18 protein-coding genes and 2 tRNA genes are annotated in these 17,756 nt (G+C 72.2%); 9 read left to right on the forward strand and 11 right to left on the reverse strand.

The window, feature by feature from the left end; all coding sequences use genetic code 11:
- The first annotated feature begins 80 nt into the window (after positions 1-80).
- Positions 81-1,142: an alpha/beta hydrolase gene (locus tag IEX47_RS16530; RefSeq protein ID WP_229662954.1), complete on the forward strand. Its 1,062-nt coding sequence runs from the start codon at positions 81-83 to the stop codon at positions 1,140-1,142.
- A 68-nt stretch (positions 1,143-1,210) separates the two neighbouring features.
- Here IEX47_RS16530 and IEX47_RS16535 read toward each other — a convergent pair whose 3' ends face one another.
- The 8 genes from IEX47_RS16535 to IEX47_RS16570 form a co-directional block, all read right to left on the reverse strand.
- Positions 1,211-2,212: an inorganic phosphate transporter gene (locus IEX47_RS16535; RefSeq protein WP_188785120.1), complete on the reverse strand. Its 1,002-nt coding sequence runs from the start codon at positions 2,210-2,212 to the stop codon at positions 1,211-1,213.
- A 3-nt stretch (positions 2,213-2,215) separates the two neighbouring features.
- Positions 2,216-2,833, reverse strand: a complete 618-nt coding sequence (locus tag IEX47_RS16540; RefSeq protein WP_188785121.1) for a DUF47 domain-containing protein — start codon at positions 2,831-2,833, stop codon at positions 2,216-2,218.
- Between the two features lie 105 nt (positions 2,834-2,938).
- A complete protein-coding gene (locus IEX47_RS16545) occupies positions 2,939-5,152 on the reverse strand; it encodes a heavy metal translocating P-type ATPase (RefSeq protein WP_188785122.1) in 2,214 nt (737 codons plus the stop codon).
- Entirely contained in the window at positions 5,136-5,978 is an 843-nt protein-coding gene (locus tag IEX47_RS16550; protein WP_188785123.1) for a DUF8832 domain-containing protein, read from the reverse strand. Before IEX47_RS16550 ends, IEX47_RS16545 begins: the two co-directional genes overlap by 17 nt.
- Positions 5,975-6,178: a heavy-metal-associated domain-containing protein gene (locus tag IEX47_RS16555; protein WP_188785124.1), complete on the reverse strand. Its 204-nt coding sequence runs from the start codon at positions 6,176-6,178 to the stop codon at positions 5,975-5,977. The genes IEX47_RS16550 and IEX47_RS16555 overlap by 4 nt, the downstream gene beginning before the upstream one ends.
- Positions 6,179-6,201: 23 nt before the next feature.
- Positions 6,202-6,501 carry a metal-sensitive transcriptional regulator gene (locus IEX47_RS16560; RefSeq protein ID WP_188785125.1) on the reverse strand — a complete coding sequence of 100 codons (300 nt, stop codon included), beginning with the start codon at positions 6,499-6,501 and terminating at the stop codon, positions 6,202-6,204.
- A gap of 28 nt (positions 6,502-6,529) precedes the next feature.
- Positions 6,530-6,721 carry a hypothetical protein gene (locus tag IEX47_RS16565; protein WP_188785126.1) on the reverse strand — a complete coding sequence of 64 codons (192 nt, stop codon included), beginning with the start codon at positions 6,719-6,721 and terminating at the stop codon, positions 6,530-6,532.
- A 195-nt stretch (positions 6,722-6,916) separates the two neighbouring features.
- Positions 6,917-7,120 (reverse strand): cold-shock protein, encoded by a 204-nt coding sequence (locus IEX47_RS16570; RefSeq protein ID WP_107698594.1) that lies wholly within the window; start codon positions 7,118-7,120, stop codon positions 6,917-6,919.
- Positions 7,121-7,474: 354 nt separating this feature from the next.
- On the opposite strand from IEX47_RS16570, the gene IEX47_RS16575 reads away from it, so the two are divergent.
- The 5 genes from IEX47_RS16575 to IEX47_RS16595 all read left to right on the forward strand — a co-directional run bounded on the left by IEX47_RS16575 (position 7,475) and on the right by IEX47_RS16595 (position 13,635).
- A tRNA-Lys gene (locus tag IEX47_RS16575) sits at positions 7,475-7,547 on the forward strand.
- A 188-nt stretch (positions 7,548-7,735) separates the two neighbouring features.
- Positions 7,736-8,092 carry an ArsR/SmtB family transcription factor gene (locus tag IEX47_RS16580; protein WP_188785127.1) on the forward strand — a complete coding sequence of 119 codons (357 nt, stop codon included), beginning with the start codon at positions 7,736-7,738 and terminating at the stop codon, positions 8,090-8,092.
- The gene (locus IEX47_RS16585) at positions 8,089-8,790 is read left to right on the forward strand and encodes an aquaporin (protein ID WP_229662955.1); all 702 of its coding nucleotides are present in this window, start codon (positions 8,089-8,091) and stop codon (positions 8,788-8,790) included. The genes IEX47_RS16580 and IEX47_RS16585 overlap by 4 nt, the downstream gene beginning before the upstream one ends.
- A complete protein-coding gene (locus IEX47_RS16590; protein ID WP_188785128.1) occupies positions 8,790-9,200 on the forward strand; it encodes an arsenate reductase ArsC in 411 nt (136 codons plus the stop codon). Before IEX47_RS16585 ends, IEX47_RS16590 begins: the two co-directional genes overlap by 1 nt.
- A gap of 142 nt (positions 9,201-9,342) precedes the next feature.
- Positions 9,343-13,635, forward strand: coding sequence for a coiled-coil domain-containing protein (locus tag IEX47_RS16595; protein ID WP_188785129.1), 4,293 nt, complete (start codon positions 9,343-9,345; stop codon positions 13,633-13,635).
- Between the two features lie 88 nt (positions 13,636-13,723).
- Here IEX47_RS16595 and IEX47_RS16600 read toward each other — a convergent pair whose 3' ends face one another.
- The gene (locus tag IEX47_RS16600) at positions 13,724-15,172 is read right to left on the reverse strand and encodes an NAD(P)/FAD-dependent oxidoreductase (protein ID WP_188785130.1); all 1,449 of its coding nucleotides are present in this window, start codon (positions 15,170-15,172) and stop codon (positions 13,724-13,726) included.
- Between the two features lie 183 nt (positions 15,173-15,355).
- Here IEX47_RS16600 and IEX47_RS16605 point away from each other — a divergent pair, with 183 nt between their 5' ends.
- From IEX47_RS16605 to IEX47_RS16615, 3 genes are read left to right on the forward strand one after another with little or no spacing between them, the layout of a single operon-like run.
- The gene (locus IEX47_RS16605) at positions 15,356-16,297 is read left to right on the forward strand and encodes an ATP-binding protein (protein ID WP_188785131.1); all 942 of its coding nucleotides are present in this window, start codon (positions 15,356-15,358) and stop codon (positions 16,295-16,297) included.
- Complete coding sequence (locus tag IEX47_RS16610) at positions 16,294-16,710, forward strand: fluoride efflux transporter FluC (RefSeq protein WP_188785132.1); 417 nt, start codon at positions 16,294-16,296, stop codon at positions 16,708-16,710. Before IEX47_RS16605 ends, IEX47_RS16610 begins: the two co-directional genes overlap by 4 nt.
- Entirely contained in the window at positions 16,710-17,036 is a 327-nt protein-coding gene (locus IEX47_RS16615) for a fluoride efflux transporter FluC (RefSeq protein ID WP_188785133.1), read from the forward strand. Before IEX47_RS16610 ends, IEX47_RS16615 begins: the two co-directional genes overlap by 1 nt.
- Positions 17,037-17,046: 10 nt before the next feature.
- Here the strand turns inward: IEX47_RS16615 and IEX47_RS16620 are convergent, their stop codons facing one another.
- Complete coding sequence (locus tag IEX47_RS16620; protein WP_229662956.1) at positions 17,047-17,388, reverse strand: metallopeptidase family protein; 342 nt, start codon at positions 17,386-17,388, stop codon at positions 17,047-17,049.
- A 144-nt stretch (positions 17,389-17,532) separates the two neighbouring features.
- Positions 17,533-17,606 (reverse strand) — tRNA-Asp (locus tag IEX47_RS16625).
- Positions 17,607-17,756: the final 150 nt, after the last annotated feature.

Consider the following 17,756-nt stretch of genomic DNA (forward strand, 5'->3'; position numbering starts at 1 on the left):
GAGGACGTCGTGAGTCACCCTGCGAGTGTTTCACCTCACGATGAACGGAAGGTGACGCTTCGCGGCGCTAGCGTCGCTCCGTGCTCCCTCACCTCCCCGACCGCATGCCCGGTCTTGCCGACGTCACCGTGCCGCTGAAGTCCGCCGCCCTGCGTGGCCTGCTCGCTCTCCCGCGTCCCGCGCTCCGCGCCTTCGCCGGTGATCCGGTGGTCATCGACGAGCAGACCCTCGACCTCGAGGTCCAGGCCGCGCTCCGGATGATGGCCCTGAGCCGCGAGCCCGCCGTCGGCGCCGGGCCGATCGACGTCGCACGTGCCCGGGTCACCGCCAACGCCCGCGTCGCCGGTGGCCGCCAGCCGATCGGCTCGGTGCGCAGCGTCGACGCCGGCGGCGTCCCGGCCCGGCTCTACGTCCCGCGCCAGGACTCCGACGCGCTGCTCGTCTGGTTCCACGGTGGCGGCTGGGTGATCGGCGAGCTCGACACCTACGAGTCCGTCTGCCGCGTGCTCGCCGAGAAGGCCGGCGTCCGGGTGCTCTCGGTCGACTACCGCCTCGCGCCCGAGCACACCTTCCCGGCGGCCAACGACGACTGCCTGGCGGCGTACCGCTGGGTCGTGGAGCACGCCGCCGAGCTCGGCGCGGACCCGTCCCGCCTCGCCGTCGGTGGCGACTCCGCGGGCGGCAACCTGGCTGCCGACGTCGCCCTGCAGGCGGCCGCGGAGGGGCTCCCCCTCGCCTTCCAGCTGCTCGTCTACCCGGCGACCGACGGCACCGGCTCCTCGCGCAGCCGCACGCTCTTCCGCGAGGGCTTCTTCCTGACCGGCGTGCTGCTCGACCGCGCCGTCGCGTCCTACACGCCGGCGCCCGAGCAGCAGCTGCACCCGCGCTTCAACCTGCTCGCCGCCGAGGTGCCGGCGGGCGTCGCCCCGGCGTACATCTGCACGGCGGGGTTCGACCCGCTCCGCGACGAGGGCGAGGCGTACGCCGACAAGCTGGCCGACGCCGGCGTCGAGGTCGAGCTGGAGCGGTTCAGCGGGCAGATCCACGGCTTCGTGAACTGGACCGGCGCCGGCCGCAGCGGCCCCGCGGCCGTCGCGCGCCTGGCCGAGGTGCTGAAGGCCGGACTGGCCCCGCGCGGCTGAAGCCTCAGGAACGCAGAACGCCCCCGCCGGACTGGCGGGGGCGTTCTGCGTTGGTGCGGAGGTCCGCGTCAGACGCCGAAGGCGACCTTGAGCACGCCGTACGCCGCAGCGGCGACGAGGCCGGCGCACGGGAAGGTGAGGATCCAGGCCATGACGATCGAGCCGGCCATGTTCCACTGGACGGCCCGCTTGCCGCGGGTCGCGCCGGCGCCCATGACGGCCGAGGTGATCGTGTGGGTCGTCGAGACCGGCGCCTTGAAGTGGAGCGCCATCACGTAGAGGACGCTGGTGGCGACCGACTCGGCGGCGAAGCCCGACGGCGGGTCCAGCTTGATGATCTTGCGCCCGATCGTGCGCATGATCCGCCAGCCGCCGGAGTATGTGCCGAGGCTGATCGCGCCGGCGGCACCGAGGATGACCCACATCGGCAGGTGGTCGATGTCGTACTTCGAGGAGTCGTAGGTGACGAGGGCGATCAGGATGACGCCCATCGTCTTCTGCGCGTCCTGGAGGCCGTGGCCGAGCGCGAGCGCGGCGGCCGAGAAGACCTGCAGCACCTTGAAGCGGCGGTTGATCACGTAGGGGTTGCGGCGGCGCAGGATCCACGTGAAGGCGAGCATCAACAGGAACGCCAGGGTGAAGCCGATGATCGGCGAGACGACCATCGGGATGATGACCTTCTCCTTGATGATCACCCAGTTGACGGTTGCGCCGCCGACGAGGCCGGCGCCGACGAGGCCGCCGATCAGCGCGTGGGACGAGGACGACGGCAGGCCGAAGTACCACGTGATGAGGTTCCACGTGATGGCACCGACGAGGGCGCCCAGCACGATCACCAGACCGTGCGTGCCGCTGATCGAGCCGATCGTGTCAGCGACGGTGTGCGCGACCTCGGTGCCGATGAGCGCACCGATGAAGTTCATGATCGCCGCGAGGATCAGGGCGACCCGAGGCGTGAGGGCACGCGTCGAGACCGAGGTCGCGATCGCGTTGGCGGCGTCGTGGAAGCCGTTGGTGTAGTCGAACGCGAGGGCGATCACCACGAGGGTGATCAGGACGGCGAGCTCCACCGGTCAGGACTCCTTGACGGCGATCTGCTCGACCGTGTTCGCGACCTTCTCGAACGCGTCGATGGCGTGCTCGAGGGACTCGACGATGTCCTTGAGCTTGAGCACCTCGAGCGCCTTGAACTCACCACTGAAGAGCTTGGCGAGGATCCGGCGGAACGTCTTGTCGCCGGCGTTCTCGAGGCGGTTGACCTCGATCCAGTACTCCGTGAGGTCCTTCATGGAGCGGAGCTTGGGCATCGCGGCGGCCGTGATCTCGGCGCACTGCTGGATGACCTCGACCTGCGTCGAGAGCTCGGCGGGGATCTCGGCGACCTCGTAGAGGAGGATCTCGTCGACCGCCTCGTCCATGAAGTCCATGACGTCGTCGAGGCCCGAAGCGAGGGCGTAGATGTCCTCGCGGTCGAACGGCGTCACGAAGGTGCTGTTGACCCTCCGGACGATCTCGTGGGTGGTCTCGTCGGCCTGGTGCTCGGCCTCGCGCATGCGCTGCGCGACGGCGTCGCGGTCAGCACCCTCGGCGAGCATCTCGGCAAGCAGGCCGGCGCCCACCACGAGGTGCTGCGCGGAGGCGGCGAAGAGGTCGTAGAAGGTCGCGTCGACAGGACGGAAGCTGAAGGCCACAGTGAACTCCGGGTGAGGAGGAGCGGAACGCTGGACATGCTAGGGGCAACAGGCGCGTGTCGCGCAACGCAGTCACCGGCCGGGCCCCGGCCGTTCACCTTCCGTTCACCGAGCGTCGGTGCGGTAGCGCCTGAGACGGAGGCTGTTGGTGACCACGAACACGGAGGAGAACGCCATCGCCGCACCCGCCAGCATCGGGCTGAGCAGCCCCGCAGCGGCCAGCGGGACGCCCGCGACGTTGTAGGCGAACGCCCAGAAGAGGTTGCCCTTGATCGTCCGCAGCGTCTGCCGCGACAGCCGGATCGCGTCGACCGCGACCAGCAGGTCCTCGCGCACGAGGGTGAGGTCGCCCGCCTCGATCGCGACGTCGGAGCCACTGCCCATCGCGATGCCGAGGTCGGCCTGCGCGAGGGCCGCGGCGTCGTTGACGCCGTCGCCGACCATCGCCACGACCCGGCCCTGCTCCTGCAGGCGCCTGACCTCGGCCAGCTTGTCGGCCGGCAGGACGTTCGCGGTCACCTGCGTGATGCCCACCTGCTCCGCGACCGCAGCCGCGCTGCCTGCGTTGTCGCCCGTGAGGAGGGTGACATCCAGGCCGAGCGCGCGCAGGCGGCGTACGGCGTCGGCGGAGGTGGGCCGGACCTCGTCCGCCACCCCCAGGACGCCGCGTGCACGCCCGCCCCAGGCCACGACCACCGCGGTCTCGCCGCGCGCCTGCCGGGCGTCGATGGCCGCGTCGAGCTCCGCCGGCACCGCGTGGCCCTCGTCGAGCACGAGCTGCCGGCGGCCGATGAGCACGTGCTCGTCGCCGACCTCGGCTCGGGCACCGAGGCCCGGGAGCGCCACGAAGCCCGTCGCCCGGGGAGCCTCGGCCTCCGGACCCTGCTGGGAGCCGGCCACGATCGCTCGCGCGATCGGGTGCTCGGAGCCCTCCTCGACCGCAGCAGCCCGGGCGAGCACCTCGTCACGCGACTCGCCGTCCGCGACCATGACGGAGACGAGCGTCATCTCGCCGCGCGTCACCGTGCCGGTCTTGTCGAGCACGATCGTGTCGACCCGGCGCGTGGACTCCAGCACCTCGGGGCCGCGGATCAGGATGCCGAGCTGCGCGGCGCGGCCGGTGCCGACCATCAGCGCGGTGGGCGTGGCGAGGCCGAGCGCACACGGGCAGGCGATGACGAGCACGCTGACCGCGGCGTTCAGGGCAAGGCCGGCAGCCGCGCCGGTGCCGAGCCAGTAGCCGAGGGTCGCGAGGGCGACCCAGATGACGACGGGCACGAAGACGCCGGAGACGCGGTCGGCGAGGCGCTGCACTGCCGCCTTGCCGGTCTGCGCCTCCTCGACGAGGCGCGCCATCTGCGCGAGCTGGGTGTCGGCGCCGACGCGCGTCGCGCGCACGACCAGCCGTCCCGACGCGTTGACCGAGGCACCGACGACCGCGTCGCCGGGACCGACCTCGACGGGCACGGGCTCACCGGTCAGCAGGGAGACGTCGACCGCCGACCGGCCGTCCTCGACCTCGCCGTCGGTCGCGACCCGCTCCCCCGGGCGCACGACGAACAGGTCGCCGACCACGAGCTCCTCGACCGGCACCCGGACCTCGGCGCCGTCGCGCAGCACGGCGACGTCGCGCGCGCCCAGCTCCAGGAGCCGGCGCAGCGCGTCACCCGCGTGCCGCTTGGCGCGCGACTCGAGCCACCGCCCCGCCAGCAGGAACGTCGTGACGCCGGCCGCCGCCTCGAGGTAGATGTCGCCCGCTCCCCCTGTACGCCGTGGCACCAGCGAGAACTCGTGCACCATGCCGGGCTCGCCGGCCGTGCCGAGGACGAGCGCGTAGACCGACCAGCCGTACGCCGCGAGCGTGCCGAGGCTGACCAGGGTGTCCATCGTCGACGTCGCGTGCCGCAGGTTGACGTACGCCGCCCGGTGGAACGGCCACCCGGCCCAGAGCACGACGGGCGTGGCGAGGGCCAGCGAGACCCACTGCCAGTAGGTGAACTGCAGCGCGGGCACCATCGCGAGGAGCACGACGGGGACGGTCAGCGCAGCCGAGACGAGCACCCGAATCCCGGGCGAGACCAGCTCGGTCGCCACCGGACCCGCCGGGTCCACGACGCCGTAGCCCGCGGCCTCGACCGCGTCGACGAGCTGCTGCCGCGTGACGTCGGGCGCGACGGTGACCGCCGCCTTCTCGGTCGCGTAGTTGACCGTCGCCGTGACGCCGTCGAGCTTGTTGAGCTTCCGCTCGATGCGGTTCGCGCAGGAGGCGCAGGTCATCCCCTCGATCTGCAGCTCGAGCCGGTCAGTCGTCGTGCCCATGGCCTTCCATGTCTCCCATGTCCATGTGCTCGCCCATGCCGCCCGCGGCACCCTCGAGCTCCTGGACGAACGTCGCGTCGTGCACCTTCCCGTCGACCTGGAAGTCGAGGTGGAGCACCCAGGTGCCGGCGTTCGGCGCCTCGACGTGGAACGCGACGGTGTTGCCCTCAGCCGCCGACGCGTGTGCGTGGAGGTAGTCGAGGGACCTGGTCCGGATGCCGACGAGGTGGCCGCCCGCGCCGAGGTACTCCTCGAGGTCGACCGGCTTCCCGGCCTTCGTGACCGCGAAGGTGTACGTCGCCCCGTCGGCCTCCAGCGCCACGTCGTACCCGTCGACCGAGGCGGTGTCGCCGGGCCGGTAGACCGTTGCCGGCAGGTTGATCGTGCGGCCGACCGCGAAGTCGGCCTCCGCCACCTGCGGCTCGCCGCCGGCCGGCGTGAAGTCGGCGTACGCACGGTAGGTCCGGTGGCCGGGCGCGGAGGTCGCCACGGTCCACGTGCCGCCCGCCGCCATGGTCGGGTGCAGGTGCTCGTACGACGTCAGGTCGTCGCGGTCCACGACGATCAGGTGCAGCTTCTTCTCGTGCACGGTGTCGAAGTCCGTGACCGGCTTCCCCTTCGGGTCGAGGACCTCGAAGCGGAGCGGCTGCTTCGCCTTGAGGACATCGCCGTCGAGCAGCTTCACCGTGTACTGCCCGGCCGCCTTCTGGTGGTGGGCAGGGGCGTCCTTCTTGTTCCCCGCGACCTGCCCGAGGCCGAACGCGAGGATGAAGGCGCCGACGGCGACCAGGATGAAGACGACGCGGTTGCGCATCAGCTCCGTCATGCGAGCTGGTACCCCGCCTCGGTGACGGCGGCCTCGACGGCCTCGCGGGTCAGCTCGGCGTCGCTGGTGACGGTGACCGCGCCGGTCGGCAGGTCGACCTGCACGTCGGTGACGCCGGGGACCTCCTGCAGCTCCTCGGTGACCGAGGCGACGCAGTGGCCGCAGGTCATGCCGGTGACGGTCCAGGTGGTGGTGCTCATCTTCTTCTTCCTTCCGGGGAGGTTCACGAACGCAGGAGGCGGGCGATCGCGTCTGACGCTTCCTTGACCTTGGCGGCCGCCTCGGCGTCGCCGACGCGCGCGGCATCGACGACGCAGTGGCCGAGATGGTCCTCGAGCAGGCCCATCGAGACGGCCTGGAGACCCTTGGTCACCGCAGAGACCTGCGTGAGGATGTCGATGCAGTACTGCTCTTCCTCGACCATCCGCTGCAGGCCCCGCACCTGGCCCTCGATCCGGCGCAGCCGCTTGAGGTAGGCGTCCTTGTCACCGATGTAGCCGTGGGAGGCGTGTGCTTCGCGCATGCCTTCAGAATACCCCTAGGGGGTATATCTATTCCGCGGAGTCGCTCTCCGCGTCATCGGAGGCGGCACCCACGCCCGGCTCGACGCCCAGGATGGCGTCGATCTCCTCCTGGTCGAGCGGGCCTGCCGCCTCGCTCGCAGCGATGATCAGGTTGGTGGTCATCTCCACCTCGCCGAGGAGGTCAGGGTCCTCGAGCGACACGTCGAACTGGTCGGACATCACAGCCTCCCTCCGGTTGCTCCACTCCCCATCGTGCCCGACCGCGCGGCCCTGCGCACGGAAAGTCCCGGTTTGGCATCCACGGACTGGACCCCCGGAAAAGGGAGGAGCCCCGGACCCCAGCAACTGCTGGGGTCCGGGGCTCCGGAAGTCAGAGACAGGTGCGTCTCGGACAGGCTCGCCGGTCTGAGTGGATCAGACGGGGCGAACGTTCTCCGCCTGCGGGCCCTTCGGACCCTGGGTGACGTCGAACTCGACCTTCTGGTTCTCGTCCAGCGACTTGTAGCCGTTGGTCTGGATGGCCGAGTAGTGCACGAAGACGTCGTCGCCGCCGTCCTCCTGCGCGATGAAGCCGAAGCCCTTCTCAGCGTTGAACCACTTCACGGTGCCCTGAGCCATTGCTCTTCTCATTTCTTTCATCGGGGCGATGAGGCCATCAAGATCGAAGGCCCCGCAACACGTGCGGGTGACACGTCGCTCCGACTCGAAATGCTCAGACTCCGAGAAAGACACGCCGTTGGATCACAAACCCCGCCGGCGTCAACCTGCTGGAACTTGCACCTGTTGCGTCGACAACACTAGCAACTGACGCCCCGGATGGAACCTCCGAAATCGATGAAGTTTTGGAGGCGCGCGCGTTACGGGGTTCGCGAAACCGCACCACCGTGAGGAAAGCCGCCGGCGTCCGTCGCGACGTACGCCGGGGCCGTCGCCCTAGACTGCGGACCCGTGCCGGACCACCGGTCACGGCACGGGCCCTTAGCTCAATTGGCAGAGCATCGGACTTTTAATCCGCGGGTTGTGGGTTCGAGTCCCACAGGGCCTACCTCAGCAGCACGGGATGCCGCCGCAGCAGCCGTCCGTCGACGCCTCCGCGACAGCTGCATCGGCGCAGCACGCGATCTCCAGGTCGGTCATGGCTTCCTCCTCTCATCCATAGATGGTTGTCGATGTTCATCCTGTGTTCATCCATCGATGATTGTCAATATGTACGACCGTCGATATTTTGGAGCCGTGACGAAGACACACCTCGAGCTCAGCCCGGTGCAGACCGTGGCCTGCTGCTCACCACTGACCTCCACGCCGCTCAGCAGCGAGCAGGCGGGGCGCATCGCGCCGCTGCTCAAGGCTCTCGCCGACCCGGTCCGGCTCCGCCTGCTGTCGCTCATCGCCGCCCACGAGGGCGGCGAGGCGTGCGTCTGCGACCTGAACGACGCCTTCGACCTGTCGCAGCCGACGATCAGCCACCACCTCAAGCAGCTCCACGAGGTCGGCCTCCTCGACCGCGACAAGCGCGGCACCTGGGTCTACTACTCCGTACGCCGTGACGCGCTCGCCGACCTCGCCACTCTGATCGGCGGCGGCCTGTGAGTGCCCCGGCCGTCCAGCCGTTCCGTGAGCTGACCCGCAAGGCGGCCGCCGAGCTCGTGGGCACGGCGTTCCTCGTCTGCGCGGTGGTGGGCTCCGGCGTCATGGCCACGCAGCTGACCGACGACGTCGGGCTCCAGCTGCTCTGCAACAGCCTCGCGACCGGCGGTGCGCTCGTGGCGCTGATCCTCACGCTGCAGCCGGTCTCGGCGGCGTTCAACCCGGTGGTCACGGCTGTCGAGGCGGCCCTGGGTGGCGTGTCCTGGCGCGACGCCGGCGTCTACGCGGTCGCCCAGGTGGTCGGCGGCATCGTCGGCGCTGTCGTCGCCAACCTGATGTTCGACCTCGACGCCGTCGCGTGGTCGACCCACGACCGCACCGGCACCGGCGTGTGGATCGGTGAGGTCGTCGCGACCCTCGGCCTCGTGCTGGTCGTCTTCGGCGGCATCCGCTCCGGGCGCACCGAGACGCTTGCGTTCGGTGTCGCGGGCTACATCGTGGCGGGCTACTGGTTCACCAGCTCGACGTCGGTCGCCAACCCCGCCGTGGCCGTGGCACGGACCTTCACCGACACCTTCTCCGGCATCGCGCCCTCCTCGGCGCCGATGTTCATCCTCATGCAGGTCGTCGGCGGCGCCCTCGGCCTGCTCCTCGTCCGCTTCCTCTGGCCGCACACCACAGCCCGCCCCCAGGAGTCCTGATGACCACCCCCACCGTGCTCTTCGTCTGCATCCACAACGCGGGTCGCTCGCAGATGGCCGCCGGCTACCTGCAGCACCTCTCCGGCGGCCGCATCGAGGTGCTGTCGGCCGGCTCGAAGCCCGGCAACGAGATCAACCCGGTCGCCGTCGCCGCCATGGCGGAGGAGGGCATCGACATCGCCGGCAACCAGCCGAAGGTGCTCACCACGGAGGCCGTGCAGGCCTCCGACGTCGTGATCACCATGGGCTGCGGTGACGAATGTCCGTTCTTCCCGGGCAAGCGCTACGAGGACTGGAAGCTCGACGACCCCGCCGGCCAGGGCATCGACGCCGTCCGCCCCATCCGTGACGAGATCCGCCTCCGGGTCGAGGCCCTGATCGCCGATCTCCTCGGTACGCCGCGCGGCTGACGGCCAATTGACGGCCGCTGCTGCGTAACGCGACCCCGACGCTGTAGTTTCGGCATGTATGAGGCCGACCACACCGCCCGGGGAGGGCACGCCGCCCCGCGGCGGGAAGGCCACACGTCAGCATCGGGAGGACGAGGACGCCATGTCGGCGGAGAGCACTGAGCCCACGCTCAGCGCAGACGCGTCGCCCGACGACGTCGTCCTGCGCACGGCTGAGGAGGCCGTGGAGACGGGCCAGAACGCTGCTCCGACGATGCCGGTCAACCCGCGCACCGCGCTGTGGCGCAAGGTTCGCGGCGTACTCCCGGAGGCGGAGGAGGAAGAGGAGCCCGAGCCCCATCCCCTCGCCCTCACGCTCGCCGACGAAGGCGACGACGCCCCTCACGGCGACGACCAGATCCTCGGCCAGGCCCTCGCCGGCCTCCTCGAGCAGGAGGAGGAAGAGGCGGCCGCCGCGAGCCCCGCTTCCACCGAGCGCAGCTCGTGGATGGACCGCCTGACCGCAGCCCGCCAGGACGACCGGGAGCACCGCTCCCCCGCGGACCGCTCTCCGGCCCCCGAGGCCGCGACCGAGCGCACCGCCGAACCAGACGCCACCCCCGACGAGGCCGCGGACGCCGCGCCGGAGCCCGAGGTCGAGACGCCCGCGGCCGAGAAGGCTGCGCCCGCCGTCACCGAGGACCGGCGCACGCGCCGCAACCGGCGCGCCGCGACCGGCACGAAGGCGGCTCGTCCGGCTCCCGTGCCGTCCGACTCGTCGAGCAACGAGGCGACCGCCGTCACCGGCCACCGCGACGCCGACCTCGACTCGATGCGCAAGGCCGCCGTCGCCCGGGCCACGCAGGGCCTGGCGGCCGCTGCCGAGCGTGCTGCCGCGGAGCAGGAGGCCGCAGCCCTCGCCGCCGCGGAGAAGGCCAACCGTGAGCGCGCCGCCGCCGAGAAGGCCGCCGAGGCCGAGCGCGTCGCCGCCGCGCGGCTCGCCCAGGAGCAGAAGGCGCTCGAGAGCGCCGCAGCCGCCGAGCAGGCCACCGCCGAGCGTGCCGCCCGCGAGGAGGCCGCCGCCGCCGAGCGCCTGGCGGCCGAGAAGGCCGCTGCCGAGCGCGCCGCCCTCGCCCAGGCGGAGGCCGAGAAGCGGGCCGCCATCGAGCGCAGGGCCGCCGACAAGGCCGCCGCCGCGGAGCGCTCCGCGACCGAGCGCGCCCTCGCCGAGCAGGCCGCCCACGAGCAGGCGCAGATCGCCGAGCAGGCCGCAGCCGAGCGCGCAGCACTCGAGCTCTCCGCCCAGAGTCACGCCCGCGCCGCGGAGCAGGCCGCGTCCGAGCGCGCCGCCGCCGAGAAGGCAGCTGCCGAGCAGGCCGCCCTCGAGCACAAGGCCGCCGAGGAGCGCGCCGCCGCCCAGCAGTCCGCCGCACGCCTGGCCGCGGAGGCGCAGCAGGTCGCTGCGCAGCGCCTCGAGGCCGAGCGACGGGCCGTCGAGCAGGCCGCCGAGGCTGAGCGGTTCACCCAGGCCCGCATCGCCGCCGAGCAGGTCGCCCACGAGCAGGCTGCCGAGGCCGACCGCCTCGCCGCCGAGCGCCTGGCCGAGGAGAGGGCCGCCCGCCAGCGGGCGAGCGAGGCCGCCCACTTCGCCAACGTCCGGCTCGAGGCCGAGCGTCGCGCTGCCGAGGAGGCCGCCCTCGCCGAGGTCGCCGCCCAGGCGCGCCGCGCCGCCGAGGAGCAGGCGCGCGCCGAGCTCGAGCAGCGCATCGCCGACGAGAACGCCCGCCTCGAGGCAGCCCGCCAGGCCGAGGCCGAGCGCGTGGCGCGGATGGAGCAGGCCGAGCGCGAGCGCGACGAGCGGGCCCGCGCGCTGGCCCGTGACGAGCACGCCCGCAACGAGGCCGCCCGTCTGGCAGCCGAGCAGGCCGAGGCCGAGCGCGTCGCCGCCGAGCAGCGTGCGCTCGCCGAGCAGGCTGCAGCCGCCCTGGCCGCCGAGGCCCAGCAGGTCGCCGCGCAGCGCCTCGAGGCCGAGCGACGGGCAGCCGAGCAGGCCGCCGAGGCCGAGCGGCTCGCCCAGGCCCGCATCGAGACCGAGCGGAGGGCCGCCGAGCAGGCCGCAGCGGCACAGCGCTCCGAGGCGGAGCGCGTCGCACGCATAGAGCGTGACGAGCAGGCCCGCGCGGAAGCCGCGCAGCTCGCTGCCGAGCAGGCTGAGGCCGAGCGCGTGGCCACCGCGCAGCGCACCGCGGCCGAGCAGGCCGCTGCCGCCCTGGCCGCCGAGGCCCAGCAGGTCGCTGCGCAGCGCCTCGAGGCCGAACGCCGCGCAGCCGAGCAGGCTGCCGAAGCCGAGCGGCTCGCCCAGGCCCGTATCGAGGCGGAGCGTGTCGCCGCGGAGCAGGCCGCGGAGGCCGAGCGCCTTACCCAGGCCCGCATCGAGACCGAGCGGATGGCGGCGGAGCAGGCCGCCGAGGCCGAGCGCCTCGCCCAGGCCCGCATCGAGACCGAACGTATCGCCGCGGAGCAGGCCGCCGAGGCCGAGCGGGTGGCCCAGGCCCGCATCGAGTCCGAGCGCCTGGCACAGGAGCGCGCCGCCGAGGCCGAGCGCCTCGCCGCCGAACGGATCGCCGCCGAGCGGACCGCCCGCGAGCGTGCCGACGAAGCCGCCCGCTTCGCCGCGCTCCGGGTCGAGGCCGAGCAGCGCGCCACCCAGGAGGCGACGCTCGCCCACGAGGTCGCGCAGAGCAACCGCGCCTCCGAGGAGAAGTCGCAGGTCGAGCTCCAGCAGCGCATCGCCGCCGAGCACGAGCGTGCGGCGCAGCAGGCCGAGGCCGAGCGCATCGCCTCTGAGCAGGCCGCACGGGCCCACGCGGCCGAGGTCGAGCGCCTGGCCGCCGCACGCATCGAGGCGGAGCGCATCGCCCAGGAGCAGGCAGCCGAGGCGCACCGCCTGGCTGAGGCCCGAAGCCAGGCCGAGCGCACCGCCCAGGAGCGCGCTGCGGAGGCCGAGCGCATGGCGCAGGCCCGCATCGACACCGAGCGCGCGGCCCAGGAGCGCGCGGCCGAGGCCGAGCGCCGCGCCGCCGAGGCCGAGCAGCTCGCCACCGAGCGCATCGAGGCCGAGAAGGCAGCCCGCCAGCGCGCCAGCGAGGCGGCCCAGTTCGCCGCGATCCGCCTCGAGGCCGAACGCCGCGCCGCCGAGGAGGCCGCCCTCGCCGAGCAGGCAGCCCTGGAGCGTCGCACAGCGGAGGCCGAGGCCCACGCCGAGTTCCAGGCTCGCCTCGCCGCGGCCCAGACGGAGGCCGAGCGCCTCGAGGCCGAGCGTGCCGAGGAGGCCCGCGCCGAGGCTGCCCGCAAGGCCACCGAGGAGGCGGTCCGCGCCGAGGAGGCCCGGCTGGCCGAGGCAGAGGCTGCCCGTGTCGAGGCGGAGAAGCTCGCCGCCGACCGCGCCGCGCTGGCCGAGGCCCAGCGCCTCGCCGCCGACGAGGCCGCCCGTCGCGAGGACGAGGAGCGCGTACGCCGCGAGGCCGACGAGGCTGCCCGCGTCGAGGCCGAGCGCCTCGCCACCGAGCAGGCCGAGGCAGACCGCCGTGCCGTCGAGGAGGCCGCTCGCCTCCAGGCAGAGGAGGCCGCCCGCCTGGACGCGGAGGAGGCGGCGCGTCTCGACGCCGAGGAAGCCCCGGCGGAGCGCACCGGCTCCCGCGCCCTGCCGATCCCGCCCGACACCGGCGCACCGGTCGTGACCTCGGCCCGCCACCGCGGCGAGGCACCGGCCGCGTTCGTGGCGCCCGCGGCCTTCGCGCCTGCCGCTCCCCCGCGCCTCACGTCGCCGGTCGTTGCCGAGCACATCTCCGAGACCGCGGTCGCGGCGCTGGCGGAGTCGCCCGTCACCTCGACGTCGTCGTTCCCTGCCGTCCACGTCGATGCCGGCGCTCCAGAGGCTGTCCTCCCTGCGGAGGCCACTGCCCCGGCCGCAGCTCCTGCCTCCGCCCACCCGGCCGAGACCACGGGCAACATCGAGCGCTTCGAGGGACCGAAGGGGGCTGTCGACTTCGGCCGCAGCGGTCCGTCGCCGCTGGTCAACGGGCTCCTGCAGGCCACCCTCCTCGCCCTGGCCCTCGCCGCCTGCTACCTCGCCTACGACAACCCCACGAAGGTCACGATCGGCGTCGCCGGCGTGCTCTCCGTGCTGCTGCTCTTCGTCGCCTTCCGCGGCGGCTCGGGGTCCACCCAGGTCCGCATCGACGACGGCATCCTCGAGGTCCTCCAGGACCAGTCGCGCTACAAGTTCGACCTGGCCAACCCGCGCATCCAGATCGAGATGCCCGAGCCGCCGACCAGCCGTCGCTGGCGGGTGCTCATCCACCGGGCGAGCATGGCGCCGTACGAGATCGACGGTTCCATGGTCGACCCGCAGCAGTTCACCGACGTGCTGCGCCAGTTCCGCCCCAACCTCTGACGGGTGCTCACCGGCGCAGGCTCAGGCCGAAGCAGAAGGGCCGCTCACACCAGCTGGTGCGAGCGGCCCTTCGGCGTACGACGTGGGGTCAGCCGGCGGCCGACTCCGAGTGGACGCCGCGCTTGCCCTGGTCGGTGAGCGTCGACTCCTGCTCGGCCTTGGCCTCGAGCTTGGCGCGCACCTTGTTCCAGTCGGCGGGGGCCGAGGCAACCGCGGCGGTGCCGCCGTCGAGCCGGCCGATCGCGCGCCGGGCGAAGATCTGCGTCTCGGTGATGACCCGCTCCGAACGGCCGCGGCCGAGGAAGCTGACCAGCCAGTGGCCGAGGGCGTAGACCCGGTTGCGGTAGCCGGTCATGTAGGCGAGGTGGACGGCGAGCCACATGAACCAGGCGATGATGCCGCTGATGGTGAAGTTGCCCATCTTCACGACCGCGCTGAAGCGCGAGATCGTCGCCATCGAGCCCTTGTCGAAGTACTTGAAGGGCTTGAGCGGGGCCTTGCCGGAGAGCCGGCCGTCGATCGTCTTCGCGGCGTACTTGCCGCCCTGGATCGCGACCTGCGCGACGCCCGGGAGGTTGTCGAGGGAGATCATGTCGCCGACGACGAAGACCTCGGGGTAGCCCGGCAGGGTCAGGTCGGGGTTGACCGCGATGCGACCTGCGCGGTCCAGCGCGGCGCCGGTCTGCTCGGCGAGCGTCTTGCTCAGCTCGCTGGCCTGGACACCCGCGGCCCAGACCTTGCAGCCGGACTCGATGCGCATCGGCTCGGCGTCCTTGAACTGCACGGTCAGGCCGCGCTCGTCGAGGTCGGAGACCAGGCCGCCGAGGATGACCTCGACACCGCGCTTCTCGAGCGACTTGCGCGTGACCTCGCCGAGCTTCTTGCCGAACGGCGGGAGCACCTGCGGCGCGGCGTCGAGGAGGATGACGCGGGCCTTGGAGGTGTCGATGCTGCGGAAGTCCTTGCGGAGCGTGCGGTGCGCGAGCTCCGCGATCTGGCCGGCCATCTCGACACCGGTGGGGCCTGCGCCGACGACGACGAAGGTCATCCGGCGGACGCGCTCCTCCTCGGTCTCGGCGAGCTCCGCGAGCTCGAACGCGCCGAAGATCCGGCCACGGAGCTCGAGGGCGTCGTCGATCGACTTCATGCCGGGCGCGAACTCGGCGAAGTGGTCGTTGCCGAAGTAGGACTGGCCCGCGCCCGCCGCCACGATCAGCGAGTCGTACGACGTGACCGTCTCGCGCCGCTGGATCCGCGAGGTGACGGTCCTGTTGACCAGGTCGATCTCGCTGACCTCGCCCAGGACGACCCGGGCGTTCTTCTGGCTCGAGAGCACGTCGCGCGTCGCCGGGGCGATCTCGCCGGGCGCCAGGATGCCGGTGGCGACCTGGTAGAGCAGCGGCTGGAAGAGGTGGTGGTTCGTCTTCGCGATCATGGTCACGTCGACATCGGAGCGCTTGAGCCCCTTGGTCGAGAAGAGACCACCGAAGCCGGAACCGATGACCACCACGTGGTGGCGCTTGGCACTGTCAGTCATGTACTGGCCTTTCCTGGGGCAAGCCCTCCCCGCGGGCATCCGCCCCTAGCCTGCCACTTCCCACCCCCGGCCCGTCCAGCGGCCCACCCCTCGCCGTCCAGCGTCCGAGATGTCGGATGTGCAAGCATGGGTTCACCATCCATGTGAGGCAGATTACGTAGTCCCGTCTCCGAGAGGTCACCCGTGCCACTCAGCAAGCCCGCCATCCACCTGGACCCCGGTCCAGGGTGCGTGAAGCAGGCGCGCCAGTGGGCGGTCGCCTCGTGCCGAGGCCTCGGCCGTGAGGACCTCGTCGAAGCAGCCGAGCTGGGCATCTCCGAGCTGGTCGGCAACGCCGTCCTCCACGCGCGCGCGCCCATCCGCGTGCGCATGCGCGGCACGCGCGAGCACCCGCGCATCGAGGTGCTCGACGGCTCCGACCAGCCGCCGGCCCCGCGCGGGCGCGCCGCCTCCGACGGCGGGCAGCTGACGACCGTCGGCCGCGGCCTCGGCCTGGTCGCGATGGCGGCGACGGCGTGGGGCGCCGAGATCGAGCGCCAGGGCAAGGTGGTCTGGTTCGAGCCCGCCACGACGATCGCCGACGAGCCGGCCCTGGAGGGCGACATCTTCGAGGCCGATCCCCGGACCAACGGCGACGCGCCGATCGAGGACGGCCTGCCGGTGCTGCTGCGCGACCTCCCCGTCGAGCTCTACTCCGCCTACCACCTCCACCACCAGGAGCTGCGGCGCGAGGTCCGGCTGCTCGCGCTGGCCCACGGCGACACCTACCCGATCGCGTCGAGCATCTCCCGCGTCTTCCGCAGCTTCGACGACCAGCTGCGCCGCTCGCGCGGCACCTCCGCGCTCGACGCCGCACTCGAGGGCGAGGCGACCAGCAAGTCGATCGACGCCCACCTCGTCGTACCTCCGACGCTGCCGCACACCGCGAGCCGGATGATCGACATGCTCGAGCTGGCCGACGCGTTCTGCCGCTCCGAGCGGCTGCTCTCCCTGGCGACCTCGCCCGAGCAGCGCGCCTTCCGCCGGTGGTACCTCGGAGAGTTCGTCCGCCAGGGCGACGGTGAGGCCCCGATCCCGTGGACCGAGGAGCTGCTCACCCTCAACGGCGAGGAGCACGGCGAGTGAAGGCTGCACCACCTCCGCTGTTCGTCCTCGCAGCGGCCGTCGGTGGCGCCCTGGGCGCGCTCGCGCGCTGGGGCGTCGACACCACGTGGCCGGCCGGCGACGGCTTCCCCTGGGGCACGCTGACGATCAACATCACCGGCAGCTTCCTGCTCGCGCTGCTCCCCGCCTTCCCCGCCGTACGCCGCCACGGGGTGCTGCCCGTCCTCCTCGGCACGGGCCTTCTCGGCGGCTGGACCACCCTGTCGACGTACGCCAACCAGGGGCGGGCACTGTTCGCGGACGGCCGCCCGGAGCTGGCGTTCGTGTACCTCGCCGCCACCCTGCTCGCGTGCGTGCTCGCCGTCCGGCTCGCGCACACCTGGTCGACGATCGCCGCGCAGCTGGAGTTCGAGACCGAGGAGGGCAACGAGTAGTGGACGCCCTCCTCGTCGCCGCCGGCGCCTCCGTCGGCGCTCCGGTGCGCTACGTCTCCGGCCACTACCTCGACGGCCGCCTGCCGCTCGGAACCCTGCTGGTCAACGTCGCCGGAGCGTTCCTGCTCGGCCTCTTCACCAGCCTGGCGCTCGACGGTCACCAGATGGCGCTGCTCGGCACCGGCTTCTGCGGCGCGCTCACGACGTACTCCGCGCTGGCGGTGAAGTCGGTCGAGCTCGGTCGCCGCACCGGCACGGCGTACGCCGTCGGCACGGTGCTGCTGGCGCTGGCCGCCGCGCAGCTCGGGTTCGTCCTCGCCAGTTGAGCGCGGGGCGTCAGCCCCAGCCGAGGTCGTGGAGGCGCTCCTCCTCGATACCGAAGTGGTGCGCGATCTCGTGCACGACGGTGATCCGCACCTCCTCCGCGACCTGCTCCACGCTGTCGCACATCTCCAGCAGGTTGCGCCGGAAGAGAAGGATCCGGTCGGGCAGGTCGAATCCGTCCTGGAGGCTCCGCTCGGTCAGCGCGATCCCGTCGTAGAGCCCGAGCAGGTCCGGGTCGTCGGCAGGCGCCTCGTCCTCGACGAGCACGACCAGGTTGGTGACCAGCGCCGCGAGTGCCTCCGGCACGGAGTCGAGCGCCTCGTCGACGAGCGCGTCGAACGCACGGGGACTCATCTCGACAGGCACACACGCAACCTAGCCATGCACACAACAGTCGGCGCACAGGTTGTGCGGAGCACAACAGCGAGGCGGAGCCGAGCCATGAAATGCGAAAACGACGTGGGCTGCTCTCGCAGCCACACGTCGCCTTCGATTGAGCGACCCCGACGGGACTCGAACCCGCGGCCTCCGCCGTGACAGGGCGGCGCGCTAACCAACTGCGCTACGGGGCCATTCGCTTCGTGAAGAAGCGAGTGGAACCTTAGCCCATCTGCTGCCGAGACTCACAATCGAGGCTCTGGCGGGTCAAGTCCCTAGGCGTGGTGTACGAAACGAATCCTCCGTCGGGCGTGTCGCTAGGCGCTGATGGCGACCTCCTCGGT

This window comes from Nocardioides phosphati (genome assembly GCF_014646375.1).
Lineage (GTDB): Bacteria > Actinomycetota > Actinomycetes > Propionibacteriales > Nocardioidaceae > Nocardioides > Nocardioides phosphati.